Origin of the sequence: Kitasatospora sp. MBT66 (assembly GCF_000710405.2) — a bacterium.
Classification (GTDB): Bacteria; Actinomycetota; Actinomycetes; order Streptomycetales; family Streptomycetaceae; genus Kitasatospora; species Kitasatospora purpeofusca.
On record NZ_JAIY01000009.1, the window covers coordinates 96115 to 117575 of the forward strand.

5 protein-coding genes are annotated in these 21461 nt (G+C 75.8%); all 5 read left to right on the forward strand.

Translation table 11 applies throughout. The features are described 5' to 3' along the window. The first annotated feature begins 97 nt into the window (after window positions 1–97). On the forward strand, window positions 98–10627 hold the full coding sequence (locus BI06_RS53775) for a type I polyketide synthase (protein ID WP_255360249.1): 10530 nt from the start codon (window positions 98–100) through the stop codon (window positions 10625–10627). Continuing rightward, on the forward strand, window positions 10627–16002 hold the full coding sequence (locus BI06_RS24485) for a type I polyketide synthase (RefSeq protein WP_369826215.1): 5376 nt from the start codon (window positions 10627–10629) through the stop codon (window positions 16000–16002). Before BI06_RS53775 ends, BI06_RS24485 begins: the two co-directional genes overlap by 1 nt. Before the next feature lie 121 nt (window positions 16003–16123). Next, a complete protein-coding gene (locus tag BI06_RS24490) occupies window positions 16124–19408 on the forward strand; it encodes a type I polyketide synthase (protein ID WP_369826217.1) in 3285 nt (1094 codons plus the stop codon). A 5-nt stretch (window positions 19409–19413) separates the two neighbouring features. Next, window positions 19414–20202, forward strand: a complete 789-nt coding sequence (locus BI06_RS24495; RefSeq protein WP_043471718.1) for an arylamine N-acetyltransferase — start codon at window positions 19414–19416, stop codon at window positions 20200–20202. Continuing rightward, the coding region (locus tag BI06_RS24500) for a bifunctional 3-(3-hydroxy-phenyl)propionate/3-hydroxycinnamic acid hydroxylase (RefSeq protein WP_233290282.1) at window positions 20199–21461 on the forward strand (1263 nt) is incomplete at its 3' end. The genes BI06_RS24495 and BI06_RS24500, both read left to right, overlap by 4 nt.

Sequence of the window (21461 nt, forward strand, 5' to 3'; positions counted from 1 at the left end):
GCCCGCCACCCTCGCCTTCGACCACCCCAACCCGACCGCCGTCGCGGCGTTCCTGCTGAACGCGCTGACCGGCCGTCCGGCCGCCACCGCCCGGCCCGTGCCGGTAGCGCGCACCGTGGCGCCCGCCGACGACCCCGTCGTGATCGTCGGCGCCGCCTGCCGGCTGCCCGGCGGCGTCGCCTCCCCGGCCGACCTGTGGCGGCTGGTCGCCGAGGGCACCGACGCGATCACCCCCTTCCCCGCCGACCGGGGCTGGGACCTCGACGCCCTGTACGACCCGGACCCGGCCGTCCCCGGCACCTCCTACGCCCGCCACGGCGGATTCCTCCACGACGCGGGCGAGTTCGACGCCGCCTTCTTCGGGATCTCCCCGCGTGAGGCGCTGGCGACGGACCCGCAGCAGCGGCTGCTGCTGGAGACCTCCTGGGAACTGCTGGAGCGCGCGGGCATCGACCCGACCTCGCTCAAGGGGCAGCCGGTCGGTGTCTACGCGGGCCTGATGTACCACGACTACGCCACCGAGCTCGCCGAGGTCCCGGACGGCCTGGAGGGCTACCTCGGCACCGGCAACGCGGGCTCGGTCGCCTCCGGCCGCATCTCCTACACCCTCGGCCTCGAAGGCCCGTCGGTGACGGTGGACACCGCCTGCTCCTCCTCCCTGGTGGCCCTGCACCTGGCCGCCCAGGCGCTGCGCGACGGCGAGTGCACGCTCGCCCTGGCCGGCGGCGCCGCGATCATGGCCCGGCCCACCTCCTTCGTCGAGTTCTCCCGCCAGCGCGCGCTCTCCGCCGACGGCCGGGCCCGGGCCTACGCGGACGGCGCCGACGGCACCGCCTGGGCCGAGGGCGTGGGCCTGGTGCTGTTGGAGCGACTGTCGGACGCCCGGCGGCTGGGGCACGAGGTGCTGGCGGTGGTCCGCGGTTCGGCCGTCAACCAGGACGGTGCGTCCAACGGCCTGACCGCCCCGAACGGTCCCTCGCAGGAGCGGGTGATCCTCGCCGCCCTCGCCAACGCCGGGCTGACGCCCGCGGACGTCGACGCCGTCGAGGGCCACGGGACGGGGACCTCGCTGGGCGACCCGATCGAGGCGCAGGCGGTGCTGGCCACCTACGGGCAGGGCCGTCCGGCCGAACAGCCGCTCTGGCTGGGCTCGTTGAAGTCCAACATCGGCCACGCCCAGGCCGCCGCCGGCGTCGCCGGTGTGATCAAGATGGTGGAGGCGCTGCGGCACGGCGTGCTGCCGAAGAGCCTGCACATCGACGCGCCCAGCACCAAGGTGGACTGGGAGTCCGGCGCGGTCGCCCTGCTCACCGAGGAACGGGCCTGGCCGGAGGTCGACCGGCCGCGCCGGGCCGCCGTCTCCTCCTTCGGCGTCAGCGGCACCAACGCCCACGTCGTCCTGGAGCAGGCCCCCGCCCAGGAGCCGGCGAACCGGGCGGTGCCCGTCGGACTCGACGGCGGACTCGACGCCGGCTCCGGCACCCCGGTGCCCTGGCTGCTCTCCGCCCGTTCCCCCGAGGCCCTGCGCGAACAGGCCGGACAGCTGGCCGGGTTCACCGAGGCCAAGCCCGTCGCCGAGGCGCCGGCCGTTGCCCGTGCGCTCGCCGGCTCCCGGGCCGCGCTGGAACGGCGGGCCGTCGTGGTCGCCGCCGACCGGGCGCGGGTGCTGAGCGGGCTGCGGGCCCTGGCCGACGGCGAGGCCGCGGCCGGGCTGGTGTCCGGTCGGGCGGAGGTGAGCGGTCGGTCGGTGTTCGTCTTCCCGGGCCAGGGGTCCCAGTGGGTGGGGATGGGTCGGCAGCTGCTGGCCGAGTCGGCGGTGTTCGCGCGGGCTCTGGAGGAGGCCGCGGAGGCGCTGAAGCCCCATACCGACTGGTCGTTGCTCGATGTGGTGAACCAGGTGCCGGGTGCCGCCTCGCTGGACCGCGTGGACGTGGTGCAGCCGGTGTCGTTCGCGGTGAACGTCGGTCTGGCTCGCCTCTGGGCGTCGCTGGGTGTCGTCCCGGACGCGGTGGTGGGTCACTCGCAGGGGGAGATCGCGGCGGCGCACGTCGCCGGGATCCTCTCGCTGGAGGACGCGGCGGCGGTGGTGGCGTTGCGTTCGCAGGCCATCGCCCGGGGCCTGGCCGGACGCGGCGGGATGGTGTCGATCGGGCTGCCGTTCGCCGAGGTGACCGGTGCATTGCCCGAGGGCGTGGAGGTCGCGGCCGTGAACGGCCCGTCCTCGGTCGTGGTCGCCGGTGACCCGGCCGGCCTGGACACCGTGGTGGCCGCCTTCGAGGAGCGCGGCGCCCGGGTGCGCCGGATCCCGGTGGACTACGCCTCGCACACCGCGCACGTGGAGTCCATAGAAGCCGAACTCGCCGAGCTGCTGGGGTCGGTGAAGCCGCAGCCGGCTGTCGTCCCGTTCCTGTCGACGGTGGAGAACCGCTGGCTGGAGGGTCCGGAGCTGGACGCGGGCTACTGGTACCGCAACCTGCGGCAGACCGTCCGCTTCGCCGACGCCGTCGACACCCTGGCGGGCGAAGGCTTCCGGGCGTTCGTCGAGGTGAGCGCGCACCCGGTGCTCGCGCACGCCGTGGTCGAGGGCCTGGAGGAGGCCGTCGAGGCGCCGACCGTCGTCACCGGGACCCTGCGGCGCGAGGACGGCGGCTGGGACCGCGTCCTGCTCGCCGCCGCCGAACTCCACGTCCGCGGCATCCCCGTCGACTGGTCCCCGGCCCACACCGGGGCCGACACCGTCCGTCCCTCCGAACTGCCCACCTACCCCTTCCAGCGCGAGCGCTACTGGCTCCGGCCGGGCCGCGCCGCCGGTGACCTCGCCGCCGTCGGCCTGGACAAGGCCGGCCACCCGCTGCTGGAGGCCGAACTGCTCCTCGGCGCCGAGGAAGGCGCCGTCTTCACCGGCCGGATCACCGAACACACCCTGCCCTGGCTGGCCGACCACCGGGTCGGCGGCGCGACGCTGGTGCCCGGCACCGCGCTGCTCGACGCCCTCGCCCACGTCGGCCGCCGGCTCGGCGCGCCCACCGTCGAGGAACTGACGGTCTCCGCCCCGCTCGTCGTCCCGGACGGCGGCGGCCTCGACCTCCAGGTCCACGTCGGCGACGCCGAGGACGGCCGCCGCGCCGTCCGGCTGCTCACCCGCACCGGCACCGGTCTGCCCTGGCACGTCAACGCCACCGGAACGCTCGCCCCCGAGGGTCCGGAGCCCGCCACCGCCGACGAACTGACGGTCTGGCCGCCCGCCGGAGCCCGTCCGCTCGACATCGACGGCCTCTACGACCGGCTCACCGTCGCCTACGGCCCCGCCTTCCACGCCGTCGAGGCCGCCTGGCTCGCCGACGGCCGCCTCTACGCCCAGCTCCGCCTGCCCGACACCACCTCGGACGCGGCCGCCTACGGTCTGCACCCCGCCCTGCTGGACGCCGCCCTCCACCCGCTCGGCGAGGCCGGTTTCTTCCCGGGCGCCGACGTGCCCAGGCTCGCCTTCTCCTGGGCCGGCGTCCGCCTGCACGCCGCCGGCGCCGAGGCGCTGCGTGTGGTCGTCACCCCCGCCGGCCCCGACACCCTCACCATCCGGGCCGCCGACGACACCGGAGCCCCCGTCGTGGACGTCGAGGCCCTCACCGTGCGGCCGGTGGACCCGAGCGGCCTCACCGCCGGTCCGGCGGACGACGCGGCCCTGTTCGAGGTCGACTGGGTCCCCGCCCCCGAGGCCGCCACCGAGGCCGCCCAGTCGCCCGACTGGACCCTCCACGGCGACCTGCCCGAGGACGGCGCCCTGCCGCCGCTCGTGGTCCTGCCCGCCGGTGTCGGCGCGCCCTCCGACACCGTGCCCGAGCGCGCCCACGCCGTCGGCCACGACGTCCTGCGGGCGCTCCAGACCTGGCTGGCCGACGACCGGACGGCCGACTCCCGGCTCGTCGTCGTCACCCGGCGCGGCGAACTCGTCCAGGAACCCGTCCGGGGCCTGGTGCGCACCGCCCAGTCGGAGAACCCCGGCCGCTTCGTCCTCGTCGAGGCCGACGACCCGGCCGACGCCGCCCGGGCGGTGGCCGCCGCACCGGACGACGAACCGCAGCTGGCGCTGCGCGACGGGCGCCTGCTGGTCGCTCGCCTGCGCCGCCCGGCCGCCAGGCCCGTCCCCGCGCAGGGCACGCCGTCCCCGCTGGCTGGCGGCACCGTCCTGGTCACCGGCGCCAACGGCGGCCTCGGCCGCCTGGTGGCCCGCCACCTCGCGGCGGTCCACCGCGTCGCGGAACTCGTGCTCCTCTCCCGCTCCGTCGTGCCCGCCGACCTGCTCGAAGAACTCGCCGCGCACGGCACCCTGGTCCGCGCCGAGGCCGTCGACACCGCCGACCGCACCGCGCTGGCCGCCGTCGTCGACACCCTCGCCGACCGTCTGACCGGCGTCGTCCACGTCGCCGGGATCGTCGACGACGGCGTGATCGAAGCCCTGGACGCCGCCAAGTGGCACAGCGTGCTGCGCCCGAAGGTCGACGCCGCCTGGCACCTGCACGAGCTCACCGCCGGCCTCGACCTGGCCGCCTTCGCGCTCTACTCCTCCGCCTCCGGCGTGCTCGGCGGCTCCGGCCAGGGCAACTACGCGGCCGGCAATGCCTTCCTCGACGGCCTGGCGGCCCACCGGCGCTCGCTCGGACTGCCCGCCGTGTCGCTCGCCTGGGGCCTGTGGGCCGAGGCCGCCGGCATGGGCGGCCGGCTGAGCGACACCGACCTCGCCCGGATGGCCCGGGTCGGCACCCGCCCCCTCTCCGCCGACCAGGGCCTCGCCCTGCTGGACGCCGCGCTCGCCGGCGAGCCCGCGGCCGTGGTGCCGATCAGGCTCGACGTCACCGGCGTCCGGACCGAGGACCTCCCGCCGCTGCTGCGCGACCTGGCACCCGCCGCCCGCGCACCCCGCGCCCTGCGACGGGCCGCCCCCCGCACCGCCGCGGACGGAGCCGGCGCCCTCGCCCGGCGGCTCGCCGGACTCTCCGCCGCCGACCGCGACGAGGTGCTGACCGCCCTCGTCCGCGACACCGCCGCCGCCGTCCTCGGCCACGGCTCGGCCGCGGCGCTGGACGTCGACAAGGCGTTCAAGGAACTCGGCATCGACTCGCTCACCGCCGTCGAACTCCGCAACGCCCTCGGCACCGCCACCGGCCTGCGGCTGCCCGCCACCCTGGTCTTCAACTACCCGACGCCCAAGGCCCTCGCCGCCCACCTCGCGACCGAACTCGTCGGCGAGGAACCGGCCCCCGCCGCCCCCGCCACCCCCGCGGCACGGGCCGCCGGGACCGAGGACGAGCCGATCGCGATCGTCGCCGTCGGCTGCCGCTTCCCCGGCGGCCTCGACTCCGGCGAGGACCTCTGGCGCTTCGTCGCCGGCGGCGGCGACGCCGTCACCGGCCTGCCCACCGACCGGGGCTGGGACCTCGACGGCAGCTACGACCCCGACCCCGACGCCCCCGGCCGCACCTATGTGCGCGGCGGCGGATTCCTGCCCGGCATCGCCGACTTCGACGCCGCCTTCTTCGGCATCAACCCGCGCGAGGCCCTGGCGATGGACCCGCAGCAGCGGCTGCTGCTCGAAGTCGCCTGGGAGACCCTGGAGCGCGCCGGACTCGACCCCACCGCCCTGCGCGCCACCCCGACCGGCGTCTTCATCGGGACTCACGGCCAGGACTACGGCACCCAGGGCACCGGCGGCGCCGCCGACGAGGGCTACCTGGTCACCGGCAACGCGGGCAGCGTGCTCTCCGGCCGCCTCTCCTACGCCCTCGGCCTGGAGGGGCCCGCGATCACCGTCGACACCGCCTGCTCCTCCTCCCTGGTCGCCCTGCACCTCGCCGCCCAGGCGCTCCGCGCCGGGGAGTGCACGCTCGCCCTGGCCGGCGGCGCCTCGGTGATGTCCACGCTCGAAGGCCTGGTCGGCTTCTCCCGGCAGCGCGGCCTCGCCACCGACGGCCGGAGCAAGGCCTTCGCCGACGCCGCCGACGGGTTCGGGATGTCCGAGGGCGTGGGCCTGCTCCTGCTGGAGCGGCTCTCCGACGCCCGGCGCCTGGGGCACGAGGTGCTGGCGGTGGTCCGGGGTTCGGCCGTCAACCAGGACGGTGCGTCCAACGGTCTGACGGCTCCGAACGGTCCCTCGCAGGAGCGGGTGATCCGGGCCGCGCTCGCCAACGCCCGACTGACGGCCGCCGACGTCGACGCCGTCGAGGCGCACGGCACCGGCACCCCGCTCGGCGACCCGATCGAGGCACACGCCCTGCTCGCCACCTACGGCAAGGACCGCCCGGCCGAACAGCCGCTCTGGCTCGGGTCGGTGAAGTCCAACATCGGCCACACCCAGGCCGCCGCCGGCGCGGCCGGCGTGATCAAGATGGTCGAGGCGCTGCGCCACGGCGTGCTGCCGCAGACCCTGCACGTGGACGCGCCCAGCTCGCACATCGACTGGTCCTCGGGCGGGATCGCCCTGCTCACCGAGCAGCGGTCCTGGCCGGAGGTCGGCCGCCCGCGCCGGGCCGGTGTCTCGGCGTTCGGTGTGAGCGGGACGAACGCCCACGTGATCCTTGAGCAGGCCGAGCCGGTGGATCCGTCGGCCGCGACCGTCGCCGCCGACGGGGACGGTGCGGTGGCCTGGGTGGTCTCCGGCACCTCGGAGGCGGCCCTGCGCGAGCAGGCCGCGCGGCTCGCGGCCTACGCACAGGGGCAGTCGGCGCCGGACCTCGCCGCCACCGCCCGCGCCCTCGTCACCGCGCGCACCCGGTTCCCCGAGCGGGCCGTCGCCGTCGGAGCCGACCGGGCCGCGCTCGTCGACACCCTGAAGGCGCTGGCCGACGGCGAGGCCGCGGCCGGGCTGGTGTCCGGTCGGGCGGAGGTGAGCGGGCGGTCGGTGTTCGTCTTCCCGGGTCAGGGTTCGCAGTGGGTGGGGATGGGTCGGCGGTTGTTGGCCGAGTCGGTGGTGTTCGCGGAGGCGTTGGGTGAGGTCGGCAAGGCGTTGGAGCCTTTTGTCGACTGGTCGTTGCTGGATGTGGTGAACCAGGTGCCGGGTGCCGCTTCGTTGGAGCGGGTGGATGTGGTGCAGCCGGTTTCGTTCGCGGTGAACGTGGCGCTGGCCCGCCTGTGGGCGTCGTTGGGTGTCGTCCCGGACGCGGTGGTGGGTCACTCGCAGGGGGAGATCGCGGCGGCGCACGTCGCGGGGATCCTCTCGCTGGAGGACGCGGCGGCGGTGGTGGCGTTGCGTTCGCAGGCCATCGCCCGGGGTCTGGCCGGACGCGGCGGGATGGTGTCGGTGGCTCGGCCGTTCGCCGAGGTGAGCGGTGCACTGCCCGAGGGCGTGGAGGTCGCGGCCGTGAACGGTCCGTCCTCGGTCGTGGTGGCCGGTGACCCGGCCGGCCTGGACACCCTGGTGGCCTCGTACGAGGAGCAGGGCGTCCGCGTGCGCCGGATCCCGGTGGACTACGCCTCGCACACCTCTCATGTGGAGTCGATCGAGGCCGAACTCGCCGACCTGCTGGGGTCGGTGAAGCCCCAGCCCGCCACCGTCCCGTTCCTGTCGACGGTCGAGAACCGCTGGCTGGAGGGCCCGGAGCTGGACGCCGGCTACTGGTACCGCAACCTTCGGCGGACCGTCCGCTTCGCCGAGGCCGTCGACACCCTGGCGGGCGAGGGCTTCCGGGCCTTCGTGGAGATCAGCGCGCACCCCGTACTGGCGAACGCCGTGGTCGAGGGCCTGGAGGAGGCCGTCGAGGCGCCGACGGTCGTCACCGGGACCCTGCGGCGCGAGGACGGCGGCTGGGACCGGGTCCTGCTCGCCGCCGCCGAACTCCACGTCCGCGGCATCCCCGTCGACTGGTCCTCCGCCTACGCCGGGGCCGGCGCCGTCCGACCCTCCGAACTGCCCACCTACGCCTTCCAGCACCAGCGTTTCTGGCTGGAGCCCGTGGCCTCCACCGGTGACGTGACCGCCTTCGGCGTCGCCGCCGCCGAGCACCCGCTGCTCGGAACCCTGGTCGAACTGCCAGACGGGGGCTCGGTGTTCACCGGACGGCTGTCGATCCGCTCGCACCCGTGGCTGGCCGGTCACGCCGTCTCCGGGACGGTCCTGCTGCCCGGCGCGGCCTTCCTCGAACTCGCCCTGCGCGCAGGGGAGCAGACCGGCCTCGGCCGCCTGGAGGAACTGGTCGTCGAAGCCCCCGGGATCCTGCCCGAACGCGGCGGCCTCCAGGTCCGCGTCACGGTCGATCCGGCCGCCGACGACGACCGCCGGGCCGTCCATGTGCACTCGCGTCCCGAGGACGCCGAGGGCGGTGCCTGGACCAGGCACGCCACCGGCTTCCTGGCGGCCGAGGCCGCACCGGAGTTCGGCTACGAGGCGTGGCCGCCGGCCGGCGCGGAGCCGGTCGCGGTGGACGGCTTCTACGAGCGGCTGGCGGAGGCCGGCTACGAGTACGGCGATGCCTTCCGCGGCCTGCGGGCCGCCTGGCGGTCCGGCGAGGAGGTGTTCGCCGAGGTCGCACTGCCGGAGGAACTGGCCGACTCCGCCGGGCGGTTCGGACTGCACCCGGCCCTGCTGGACGCCGCCCTGCAGTCCGCCAACCTGGGCGCGGCGCCGGTGGCCGGACCGGGGGAGGTGCTGCTGCCGTTCGCCTGGAACGACGTGGCCCTGTACGCGTCCGGGGCCACCGCGCTGCGGGTGCACTCCCGCCGGGAGGGCCCGGACAGTGTCTCCTTCGCGCTGACCGACCCGGTCGGCCGGCCCGTCGGTGCCGTCGGGGCGCTGGTCCTGCGGCCGGTGGCGCCCGAGCGGCTGTCCACCGCCCGCGACGCCGCCGCCGAGCACCTGTACCGCCTCGACTGGGCGCCGGCCGACCTCCCGAGGGCGGTGGACCGGGTCGCCGAGGAGGACGTGCTCGACCTGACCCGCGCCCCCGAGGGGCTGTCGGCACCGCAGGCGGCCCGCGCGCTGGCCGGCGCCGCGCTCGGCGGGATCCAGGAGCACCTGGCCGGTGACTCCGCCCGCCCGCTCGCCGTGCTGACCGCGAACGCGGCCGCGGACCCGGCGGCCTCCGCCGTCCGGGGTCTGGTCCGCACCGCGCAGCTCGAACACCCGGGCCGGATCGTCCTGGTGGACACCGACGGCTCGACGGCGCCCGCCTCGCTGGTGGCCGACGCCCTAGCCTCCGGCGAACCCCAGGTGGCCTGGCGCGACGGGATCGTGGTGGTGCCGCGCCTGGCGCGCGCCGAGGCGCCGTCCGGTACCGGTCCGGTGCTGGACCCGGCGGGGACGGTGCTGGTGACCGGGGGGACGGGGACGCTGGGCGGCCTGGTGGCCCGGCGCCTGGTGGAGTCGCACGGGGTGCGCCACCTGCTCCTGGTGAGCCGTCGCGGCGCCGGGGCGCCCGGTGCGGCGGAACTCGTCGAGCGGTTGTCGGCGCTCGGTGCGTCGGTGGAGGTGCTGGCGGCCGACGTGTCGCAGCGCCCGGCGGTGGACGCTCTGGTGGCCGGGGTGCCGACGGACCGTCCGCTGACGGCGGTGGTCCACACCGCCGGCGCGCTGGCCGACGGTGTCTTCGAGGCGCAGTCCGCCGAGCGGCTGGACGAGGTGTTCGCCCCGAAGGCGGACGCCGCCTGGCACCTGCACGAGGCGACGAAGGACCTCGGCCTCGCCGCCTTCGTCCTCTTCTCCTCCGGCGCCGGCGTGTTCGGCAGCGCCGGGCAGAGCCTGTACGGGTCGGCGAACGGCTTCCTGGACGGGTTGGCCGGGTTGCGTCGTGAGCAGGGCCTGCCGGCGGTCTCGCTGGCTTGGGGCCTGTGGGCGGAGGCCAGCGGCCTGACCGGGCACCTGGACGAGGCCGACCGCGCCCGGTTGGCGCGCGGCGGCCTGGCGGCCATGCCCACGGAGGAGGCGCTGGCGCTCTTCGACGCGGCCCTGCGTTCCCCGGAGGCGCTGCTGGTGCCCACCCGGCTGGACCGGGACGCGTTGCGCAAGCAGGCGGCCGGTGGCGAGCTGAACCCGCTGCTGCGCGGTCTGGTCCGCGCCCCCCGCCGCACGGCTGCCACCGGTGCGCCCGCCGCCGACGGCCGTGAGGTCCTGCTCCGCCGGCTCTCCGCGGTGGGCGAGGCCGAACAGCTCCGGCTGCTCCTGGACCTGGTCCGGGCCGGCGCGGCCAAGGTGCTCGGCCAGAGCATCGACGAGACGGTCAAGCCCGCGCAGGCGTTCAAGGACGTCGGTTTCGACTCGCTGACCTCGCTGCGGATCCGCACCGGCCTCACCGAGGCCACCGGTGTCCGGCTCCCGGCGACCCTGGTCTTCGACCACCCGACCCCGGCCGCCGTCGCCGAGTACCTGCGCGACCGGCTGGGCCTGGCGGGCTCGGTGGCCGTGCCGCCGGTCCTGCTCGAACTCGACCGGCTGGAGCAGGCGTTGGCGGCCACGGCCGGGACGTCCGGCGGGTCCCGGGCACCCGACGGACTGCGCGCCCAGGTGGCCGCCCGCCTGGAGGCCCTCACCGCCCGCTGGGCGGAGTCGGGCGAGGAGCCCGAGGCGGAGGGCGTCGACCTGGGCGAGGCCTCGGACGACGAGCTCTTCGACCTGATCGACAACGAACTCGGCCTTTCCTGATGACGGATACGAGGAAGAACCCCATGTCGAACGACGACAAGCTGCGCGACTACCTCAAGCGCGTCACGGCCGACCTCCAGCAGACCAAGCGCCGCCTGCGCGACGCCGAGGCCCGGCGCACCGAGCCGATCGCCATCGTCGGGATGGCCTGCCGGCTGCCCGGCGGCGTCGCCTCCCCGGCCGACCTGTGGCGGCTGGTCCACGACGGCGCCGACGCCATGGCCCCGTTCCCCCGCGACCGGGGGTGGGACGTGGACGGTCTGTACGACCCCGACCCGGACGCCGCCGGGAAGACCTACGCCGAGGAGGGCGGCTTCCTCGCCGACCCGGGCGGCTTCGACGCCGCGCTGTTCGGGATCTCGCCGCGCGAGGCGCTGGCGACGGACCCGCAGCAGCGGCTGCTGCTGGAGACCTCCTGGGAGGCCCTGGAGCGGGCCGGCATCGACCCGACCTCGCTCAAGGGGCAGCCGGTCGGCGTCTACGCGGGGCTGATGTACCACGACTACGCGCACCATGTGCTCAACCTCCCGGAGGGCCTGGAGGGATACTTCGGGATCGGCAACTCCGGCTCGGTCGCCTCCGGCCGGGTCTCCTACACCCTCGGTCTCGAAGGCCCGTCGGTGACGGTGGACACCGCCTGCTCCTCCTCCCTGGTCGCCGTCCACCTGGCCGCGCAGGCGCTGCGCGACGGCGAGTGCACGCTCGCCCTGGCCGGCGGGGTCGCCGTGATGGCCACGCCGGAGGTGTTCGTCGACTTCGCGACCCAGCACGGCCTGGCGCGCGACAGCCGCTGCAAGGCGTACGCGGACGCCGCCGACGGCACGGGCCTGGCGGAGGGCGTGGCCGTCCTCCTGCTGGAGCGGCTGTCGGACGCCCGGCGGCTGGGGCACGAGGTGCTGGCGGTGGTGCGGGGTTCGGCGGTGAACCAGGACGGTGCGTCCAACGGTCTGACCGCTCCGAACGGCCCGTCGCAGGAGCGGGTGATCCGGGCCGCGCTCGCCAACGCCCGGCTGACGGCGGCGGACGTCGACGCGGTGGAGGGTCACGGGACGGGGACCTCGCTGGGCGACCCGATCGAGGCGCAGGCGGTGCTGGCCACCTACGGGCAGGGCCGTCCGGCCGAACAGCCGCTCTGGCTGGGGTCGTTGAAGTCGAACATCGGGCACACCCAGGCCGCCGCCGGCGCGGCCGGTGTGATCAAGATGGTGGAGGCGCTGCGGCACGGCGTGCTGCCGAAGAGCCTGCACATCGACACCCCCACCTCGAAGGTGGACTGGGACTCGGGCGCGGTCGCGCTCCTCACCGAACGCCGCGACTGGCCGGAGGTCGACCGTCCGCGCCGGGCCGCCGTCTCCTCCTTCGGCGTCAGCGGTACCAACGCCCACATCATCCTGGAGCAGGCCCCGGTCGAGGACGACGCGCCGCAGCCGGGCGCCGAACCGGCCTTTTCCGCAACGCCGTTGGTGCTCTCGGCCGCCTCCGAGGACGCGCTGAGCGCCCAGGCCGGCGCCTGGGGCCGGCTCCTGGCCGAGCAGCCGGACACCGACCTCGCCCGTACCGCCCGCACCCTCGTCACCGCGCGGGCCGCACTGGAGCAGCGCGCCGTGGTGGTGGCCGCCGACCGCGCGGACACGGCGGCGGCGCTGGACGCGGTGGCCCGGGGGGAGGAGGCGGCGGGTGTCGTCTCCGGTCGGGCGGAGGTGAGTGGCCGCTCGGTGTTCGTCTTCCCGGGTCAGGGTTCGCAGTGGGTGGGGATGGGTCGGCGGTTGCTGGCCGAGTCGGTGGTGTTCGCGGAGGCGTTGGGTGAGGTCGGCAAGGCGTTGGAGCCTTTTGTCGACTGGTCGTTGCTGGATGTGGTGAACCACGTGCCGGGTGCCGCCTCGCTGGACCGCGTGGACGTGGTGCAGCCGGTGTCGTTCGCCGTGAACGTCGGTCTGGCCCGCCTGTGGGCGTCGCTGGGCGTCGTCCCGGACGCGGTGGTGGGTCACTCGCAGGGGGAGATCGCGGCGGCGCACGTCGCCGGGATCCTCTCGCTGGAGGACGCGGCGGCGGTGGTGGCGTTGCGTTCGCAGGCCATCGCCCGGGGCCTGGCCGGACGCGGCGGGATGGTGTCGGTCGGCTTGCCGCTCGCCGAGGTGACCGGTGCGTTGCCGGACGGCGTGGAGGTCGCGGCCGTGAACGGTCCGTCGTCAGTCGTGGTGGCCGGTGACCCGGCCGGACTGGACACCCTGGTGGCCTCGTACGAGGAGCAGGGCGTCCGCGTGCGCCGGATCCCGGTGGACTACGCCTCGCACACCGCCCATGTGGAGTCGATCGAGACCGAACTCGCCGAGCTGCTCGGCGCCGTGAAGCCCCGGACCGCCACGATCCCCTTCCTGTCGACGGTCGAGAACCGCTGGCTGGAGGGCCCGGAGCTGGACGCCGGCTACTGGTACCGCAACCTTCGGCGGACCGTGCGCTTCGCCGAGGCCGTCGGCACCCTTGGGGGTGAGGGCTTCCGGGCGTTCGTCGAGGTGAGCGCCCACCCGGTGCTGGCGCACGCCGTCGTCGAGGCGCTGGAGGAGGCGGTCGAGGCGCCGACCGTCGTCACCGGGACCCTGCGCCGTGAGGACGGCGGCTGGGACCGGGTCCTGCTCGCCGCCGCCGAACTCCACGTCCACGGCATCCCCGTCGACTGGTCCCCGGCCTTCCCGGACGCCGTCCTGCTCCCCGCCTCCGAACTGCCCACCTACCCGTTCCAGCACCAGCGCTACTGGCTGGAGACCCGCCCCGCCACCGACGTGGGCGCCGCCGGGCTGGCACCCGTCGGGCATCCGCTGCTGGGCGCGGCGGTGCAGCTGCCCGAGGGCGGGACGCTCCTCACCGGACGGCTCGACCCGAAGGACCACCCGTGGCTCGCGGACCACGCCGTCGCGGGCACCGTCCTCGCCCCGGGGGCCGCGCTGCTGGAGCTGGCCGCGCGGGCCGGCGACGAGGCGGGCGCGCCCACCGTCGAGGAGTTGGTGATCGAGGCCCCGCTGCTCGTCCCCGGGCGCGGCGCCCTGCAACTGCACCTGCGGGTGGACCCGCGGGAGGACGACGCGCCCGACGACCGGCGGCCGTTCGCCCTGTACTCGCGGCCCGAGGACGGCGAGGGCGGCGCCTGGACCAGGCACGCCACCGGCTTCCTGGGCGGCGAGCAGGCGTCGCCCACCGTCGCCCCCGGCGCGTGGCCGCCGGCCGGCGCGGAGCCGGTCGCCCTGGACGGCTTCTACGAGCGGCTGGCCGATCGCGGCTTCGGCTACGGACCGGCGTTCCAGGGACTGCGGGCCGTCCGGCGGCTCGACGCCGAGGTGTACGCCGAGGTGTCCCTGCCCGCCGGCCGGGCCGCCGAGGAATTCGGCATCCACCCGGTGCTGCTGGACGCCGCTCTGCAGGCCACCAACTTCCTGGACATCGCCGAGCCGGAGCCGGGTCACGTCCTGCTGCCGTTCGCCTGGAACGACGTGGCGGTCTTCGCCACGCGTCCCACCGCCCTGCGGGTGCACGCCCGGCAGACCGGACCGCACGCGTTCTCGCTCGTCCTCACCGACCCGACGGGCGGACCGGTGGCCTCGGTCGGCTCCCTGTCGCTGCGGCAGGTGCCGGTCGACCGGCTCGCCGGCCTCGGCGGGGCCGCCGTCGACCACCTCTACCAGGTGGGCTGGACGCCGCTCGCCCTGCCCGCCGACGCCGCCGGTGCCGTCGCCCCGGCGGTGCTGGACCTGACCGACGGGACGGCCGAGGGCCCCGAGGGCGCCCGGGCGCTGGTCGGCCGGGTCTCGGAGTTCCTGCACCGGGGACTCACCGATCCCGCCCGGGGCGGGGAGCCGCTGGTCGTCGTGACCGGCCCCCCGGACGCGGACCCGGCGGTCAACGCGGTGTGGGGGCTGGTCCGTTCGGTCCAGCACGAGCAGCCCGGCCGGGTCGTGCTCCTCGGTGGCGGAGGGACGGGCTTCCCCGCCGCGGCGGTGGACCCGTCGGTGGTGGGCGGCCTGCTGGCCTCGGGCGAGAGCCAGGCGCTCTGGCGCGACGGGACAGTGCTGGTGCCGCGCCTGGCGCGTGCCGAGCTGCCCGCCGAAGTGCCCGCCGGTACCGGTCCGGTGCTGGATCCGGCGGGGACGGTGCTGGTGACCGGCGGCACGGGGACACTGGGCGGTCTGGTGGCCCGGCATCTGGTCGAGTCGCACGGGGTGCGGCGGCTGGTGCTGGTGAGCCGTAGTGGTGCGCAGGCGCCGGGTGCGGCGGAGTTGGTCGAGGGGCTCGAGGCGCTGGGTGCGTCGGTGGAGGTGCTGGCGGCCGACGTGTCGGAGCGCTCGGTGGTCGACGAGCTGGTGCGTCGGGTCCCGGCGGAGCATCCGCTGACGGCGGTGGTCCACACCGCCGGGGCGCTGGCCGACGGTGTGTTCGACGGGCGGTCCGCCGCGCGGCTGGACGAGGTGTTCGCCCCGAAGGCGGACGCCGCCTGGCACCTGCACGAGGCGACCAGGGATCTGGGGCTGGCGGCGTTCGTCCTCTTCTCCTCGGGCGCGAGCGTGTTCGGCAGTGCCGGGCAGAGCCTGTACGGGTCGGCGAACGGTTTCCTGGACGGCTTGGCCGGGTGGCGCGGGGCGCAGGGCCTGCCGGGGGTCTCGCTGGCCTGGGGCCTGTGGGCACAGGCCAGCGGCCTGACCGGGCACTTGGGCGAGGCCGACCGCGCCCGGCTGGCCCGGGGCGGTCTCAAGGCCCTGGCGACGGAGGAGGCGCTGGCGCTGTTCGACGCGGCGCTGCGTTCCCCGGAGGCGCTGCTGGTGCCGACCCGGCTGGACCGGGACGCGTTGCGCAAGCAGGCGGCGGGCGGCGAGCTGAACCCGCTGCTGCGCGGTCTGGTCCGCACTCCCCGGCGCACCGCCGCCACCGGTGCGCCCGCCGCCGACGCGGCGGACTTCGCCGCCCGGCTGGCCGCGCTGCCGGAGCGCGAGCAGCACCGCGAGGTCCTCGACCTGGTGCGTTCCGCCGCCGCCGCCGTTCTCGGGCACCCGTCCAAGAACGCCGTCGCCGCCGCGCAGGCCTTCAAGGAGACCGGGTTCGACTCGCTCGGCGCGGTGCAACTGCGCAACCGGCTGGCCCGGGCGACGGGCGTCCGGCTCCCGGCGACCCTGGTCTTCGACCACCCGACCCCGCTCGCGCTCGCCCGCCACCTGCGGTCCGAGCTGCTGCCGGAGCCGGCGACGGAGCCGGCGGCGGGCCCGGCGGCCGGGAGCCCCGGGCCGAGCGCGGCCGGTCCGGACGCGGGACCCGCGCCCGTGGACGGGCCCGCCATCGCGGACCTCGACATCGACGGCCTCGTCGCCCGCGCCCTCCGTGGCCGCGGCTGAACCGCCCACCCGACCGCGCCCACCCGACCGCACGGAACCCACTGCACGGACCCACCGAGCCGACGCACCGCGCTCATCGACCCGCGCCCGGCACCCCCCTCGAAAGGCTGACATGACCACCATCAACGACGGCGCGGCCGCCGACGACCAGACGGCGAGGCTGGTCGCGGCACTGCGGGCCGCGCTCCAGGACAACGAACAACTCGCCTCCGAGAAGGCCGCGTTGGAGGCGGCGGCCGGGGAGCCGATCGCCATCGTCGGGATGGCCTGCCGACTGCCGGGCGAGGTCGCCTCCCCGGCCGACCTGTGGCAGCTGGTCGCCGACGGACGCGACGGCGTGGGCGAGTTCCCCGAGGACCGCGGCTGGGACCTCGACGGACTCTTCGACCCCGACCCGGACCGGGCCGGCCGCTCCTACGTCCGCGAGGGCGGATTCCTGCACGGCGCCGCCGACTTCGACGCCGCCTTCTTCGGGATCTCGCCGCGCGAGGCGCTCGCCATGGACCCCCAGCAGCGGCTGCTGCTGGAGACCTCCTGGGAGGCCCTGGAGCGGGCCGGCCTGGACCCGGCGGGCCTGCGCGGCACAGCGGTCGGTGTGTTCTCCGGCGTCATGTACCACGACTACGCCACCGGTCTGCGCAACGTGCCCGCCGGACTCGAAGGCTTCCTCGCCACCGGCACCTCCGGCTCGGTGGCCTCGGGCCGGGTCTCCTACACCCTCGGCCTGGAGGGGCCCGCGATCACCGTCGACACCGCCTGCTCCTCCTCGCTGGTCGCCGTCCACCTGGCCGCCCAGTCGCTGCGCGGCGGTGAGTCGACGCTCGCGCTGGCCGGCGGTGTCGCGGTGATGTCCCAGCCCTCGCCGTTCGTCGAGTTCTCCCGGCAGCGCGGCCTGGCGACCGACGGGCGCTGCAAGGCCTTCGCTGACGCCGCCGACGGCACAGGCTGGGCGGAGGGCGTGGCGGTCCTCGTCCTGGAGCGCCTGTCGGACGCCCGGCGCCTGGGGCACGAGGTGCTGGCCGTGGTCCGGGGTTCGGCCGTCAACCAGGACGGCGCGTCCAACGGCCTCACCGCGCCCAACGGGCCCGCCCAGCAGCGGGTGATCCGGGCCGCGCTCGCCAACGCCCGGCTGACGGCGGCCGACGTCGACGCCGTCGAGGCGCACGGCACCGGGACCCCGCTGGGCGACCCGATCGAGGCCCAGGCGGTGCTGGCCACCTACGGCAAGGGCCGTCCGGCCGAACAGCCGCTCTGGCTGGGCTCGTTGAAGTCCAACATCGGGCACACCCAGGCCGCCGCCGGCGTCGCCGGGGTCATCAAGATGGTGGAGGCGCTGCGCCACGGCGTGCTGCCGCGGACCCTCCACGTGGACGCGCCGACCACCCAGGTCGACTGGTCGGCGGGGGAGGTGCGGCTGCTGACGGAGGCCCGGCCGTGGCCGGCGGTCGACCGCCCGCGCCGGGCGGCGGTGTCGGCCTTCGGGGTGAGTGGCACCAACGCCCACGTCATCCTGGAGGAGGCGCCCGCCGCGGAGCCTCGGACACCCGCCGCCGAGCCCGCTGTCGAGCCCGCCGCCCCCGAGGCCGTCGCCGTCCCCTGGCTGCTGTCCGCCGCTTCCGCCGGTGCCCTGCGCGCCCAGGCGGAGCGGCTGCTCGACTACACCGAGGCGCGCGGCCCGGCACCCGCCGACGCGGCCCGCGCGCTGGCCGAGTCCCGGACACTGCTGGCGCACCGCGCCGTCGTGGTGGCGGACGCGCTCGACGGTCACCGCACCGGCCTGGCCGCGCTCGCGGGCGACGCCGCCTCGCCCGCCCTGGTCACCGGCACGGCGGACGTCGCCGGGCAGACCGTCCTCGTCTTCCCGGGTCAGGGTTCGCAGTGGGTGGGGATGGGTCGGCGGCTGCTGGCCGAGTCGGTGGTGTTCGCCGAGGCTCTCGGTGAGGTCGGCAAGGCCTTGGAGCCTTATGTCGACTGGTTGTTGCTGGATGTGGTGAACCAGGTGCCGGGGGCCGCCTCGCTGGACCGCGTGGACGTGGTGCAGCCGGTGTCGTTCGCGGTGAACGTCGGTCTGGCCCGGCTGTGGGAGTCGCTGGGCGTCGTCCCGGACGCGGTGGTCGGCCATTCGCAGGGGGAGATCGCGGCGGCGCACGTCGCCGGCATCCTCTCCCTGGACGATGCCGCCGCCGTGGTGGCCCTCCGTTCGCAGGCCATCGCCCGGGGCCTGGCCGGACGCGGCGGCATGGTGTCGCTCGGGCTGCCGCTCGCCCGGGTGGCCGACCGGCTCCCCGCCGGGGTCGAGGTCGCGGCCGTGAACGGCCCCACCTCGGTCGTGGTCGCCGGTGACCCGGCCGGTCTCGACACCCTCGTGACCGCGTACGAGGAACAGGGTGTTCGGGTGCGCCGGATCCCGGTGGACTACGCCTCGCACTCCTCGCACGTGGAGTCCATAGAAGCCGAACTCGCCGAGCTGCTCGCATCGGTGAAGCCGCAGCCGGCTGTCGTCCCGTTCCTGTCGACGGTGGAGAACCGGTGGCTGGAGGGTCCGGAGCTGGACGCGGGCTACTGGTACCGCAACCTTCGGCAGACCGTCCGTTTCGCCGACGCCGTCGAGACCCTCGCCGCCGCCGAGTACCGGGCGTTCGTCGAGGTCAGCGCCCACCCCGTGCTCGCGCACGGCATCGTCGAGGCCCTGGAGGCGGCCTCCGTGCGCGACGCGGCCGTCACCGGCACCCTGCGGCGCGACGAGGGCGGCTGGGACCGCATCCTGCTCTCGGCCGCTGCGCTGCACGTCCGCGGCGTGGAGGTCGACTGGTCGGCCTCCTACGCGGGCGCCGGCACCCTGCCCGCCTCCGAACTTCCTACCTACCCCTTCCAACACCGGCACTACTGGCTGGAGTCGGTGCCCGTGACAACCACCCCCGCAGGAGATTCCCCGATGGCCACCGAGACCGAGCCCGACACCGTCGTCGAGGAGGCGCCCGGCGCCGTCCTCGCCCGCCGACTGGCGGAGGCCGACCCGGGGGAGCGCCCGGCCGTGCTGGTCGAGGTGATCCGCACGGAGGTCGCGGCCGTCCTCGGGCACGAGGACACCGGAGAGATCGGGGCGGACGCCGTCTTCTTCGACATCGGCTTCGTCTCGCTGACCGCCGTCGAACTGCGCAACCGCCTCCAGAACGTCACCGGGCTCGAACTGCCCGCCCTGCTCGCCTTCGACCAGCCCACCCCGGAGCGGCTCGCCGGCCACCTCCTCTCCCTGCTCGACGAGACCGGCGCCGACGGGACCGCGCCCGGCGACACCGGAGCCACCGAGACCGCAGCCGCCGAGACCGGAGCAACCGAGACCGGAGCAACCGAGGCCGGAGCAACCGAGACCGCGCCCGCCGAGCAGCGGACCGAAGGGAAGTGACCGCCGTGTTCGACACCACCGCCTACCTCAAGGCCCTCGACTACGACGGCCCGCTCGACCCCACCGCCGACACCCTGCGCGAGCTGCACCGGCGCCACCTGATCGCGATCCCGTACGACTCCTCGCTCAACACCGCCCGCGGCGAGTCGCTGTGGGCGGGCGTGGACATCGACATCGACGCCGTGTTCGACGCCGTCGTGCTCGGCGGCCGGGGCGGCGTCTGCTACGAACTGAACGGGCTCTTCCTCGCGCTGCTGCGCGAACTCGGCTACAAGACCGGGCTGTTCTCGGCCGGGATCCGCCAGGTGGACGACAACTTCGGGCCGGACCTGGAGCACGTCCTCGGCTTCGTCCGGCTGGACGGCGACCTCTGGCTGGTCGACGTCGGCTTCGTCGGCCCGTCCTACCTGGAGCCGCTGCGGGTGGTGCCCGAGGAGGTACAGCCGCAGTTCGGCACCGACTTCCGCGTCGTGCGCGCGGACACCGGCCACCACGTGGTGCAGCGCCGGGGCCGGGTCGGCGACTGGCGTGCCGTCTACCGGTTCCACGCGCAGCCGCGCGCCTTCGCGGACTGGTTGGTCCCCTCGCCGGAGCTGGACCGGTTCGCCCGGGCCCTGGCCGGCTCCGGCATCGTCGTGCGCGGCCGGGCCTTCGAGGGCGGCCAGCGGATCCTGATCGGCACCCGCCTGGTCGTCGTCGAGGACGGCACCGAGCGGCTGCGCGGCCTCGCCGACCCGGAGGAGCACGCCCGGGTGCTCGCCGAGATCCTGCGGAAGGACGCGGCCACCGCATGAGCGCACCCGTCCACTCCACCACCACCGACGCGGCCACCGACACCGACACCGACGGCGCGGGCTACGGCCCCGACACCGACACCGACATCGCGATCGTCGGCTACGGGCCGGTCGGCCAGACCGCCGCCCTGCTGCTGGCCTCCCGGGGCCACCGGGTCACCGTCCTGGAGCGCTTCCCCCGGCCCTACCCGATGCCGAGGGCGGTCTCCTTCGACGGCGAGTCCGCCCGCATCCTCGCCGCCACCGGCGTGGGCGCGGCCCTGGAGGAGCACGTCGAGTCCTCCCGGGACTACGTCTGGCACAACGCCGACGGACAGACCCTCTTCCGGGTGGACGTCGAGGACGCCGGCCGCTCCGGCTGGCCCGACTCCAGCGCCGTCTACCAGCCGGGACTGGAGGCCGCGCTGTCCGCCCACGGCGAGCGCTACCCCACGCTGCGCGTCCTGCGCGGCCACCGGGTGACGGCGCTCGCCGACCGCGGCGACGCGGTCACGCTCACGGTCGAAGGACCGACCACCAGCCCGTCGGGCGGCCCGCTCACCGCCCGCTGGGTGATCGGCTGCGACGGCGCCAACAGCGTGGTGCGCGAGGAGGCCGGGCTGACCGCCACCGACTTCGCGTTCTTCAACGACTGGCTGACCTGCGACGTCGTCCCGCACGACGGCCGGGAGTTCGTCCCGAACAACCTCCAGGTCTGCGACCCGGCCCGGCCGCGCACCGCCGTCTCCGCGGGGCCGGGCCACCGGCGCTGGGAGTTCATGCGGCTCGACCACGAGTCGCCCGAGGAGTTCGGCGGCGAGGCCAACGTCTGGAAGCTGCTCTCGCTGTTCGACATCGACCCCGGCAACGCCACCCTGCTGCGGCACGCCGTCTACACCTTCCAGGCGCGCTACGCGGACCAGTGGCGGCGCGGCCGGGTGCTGATCGCCGGGGACGCCGCCCATCTGATGCCGCCGTTCGCCGGGCAGGGCATGTGCTCCGGCTTCCGGGACGCCGCCAACCTCGCCTGGAAGCTGGACCTGGTGCTCACCGGCCGGGCCACCGAAGGGCTGCTCGACAGCTACACCGCCGAGCGGCGCGAGCACGTGCGGCACGCGCTCACCATGTCGATGGACCTGGGCCGGGTCATCTGCCAGGCCGACCCGGCCGCGGCCCGCGACCGGGACACCGTCATGCTGGCCGCCCAGGAGCGCGCCCGGCGCGGCGCGGCGGTCGGCGCGGCCCGGCCGCGCACCCCGGTCCAGCCGCTCACGGCGGGC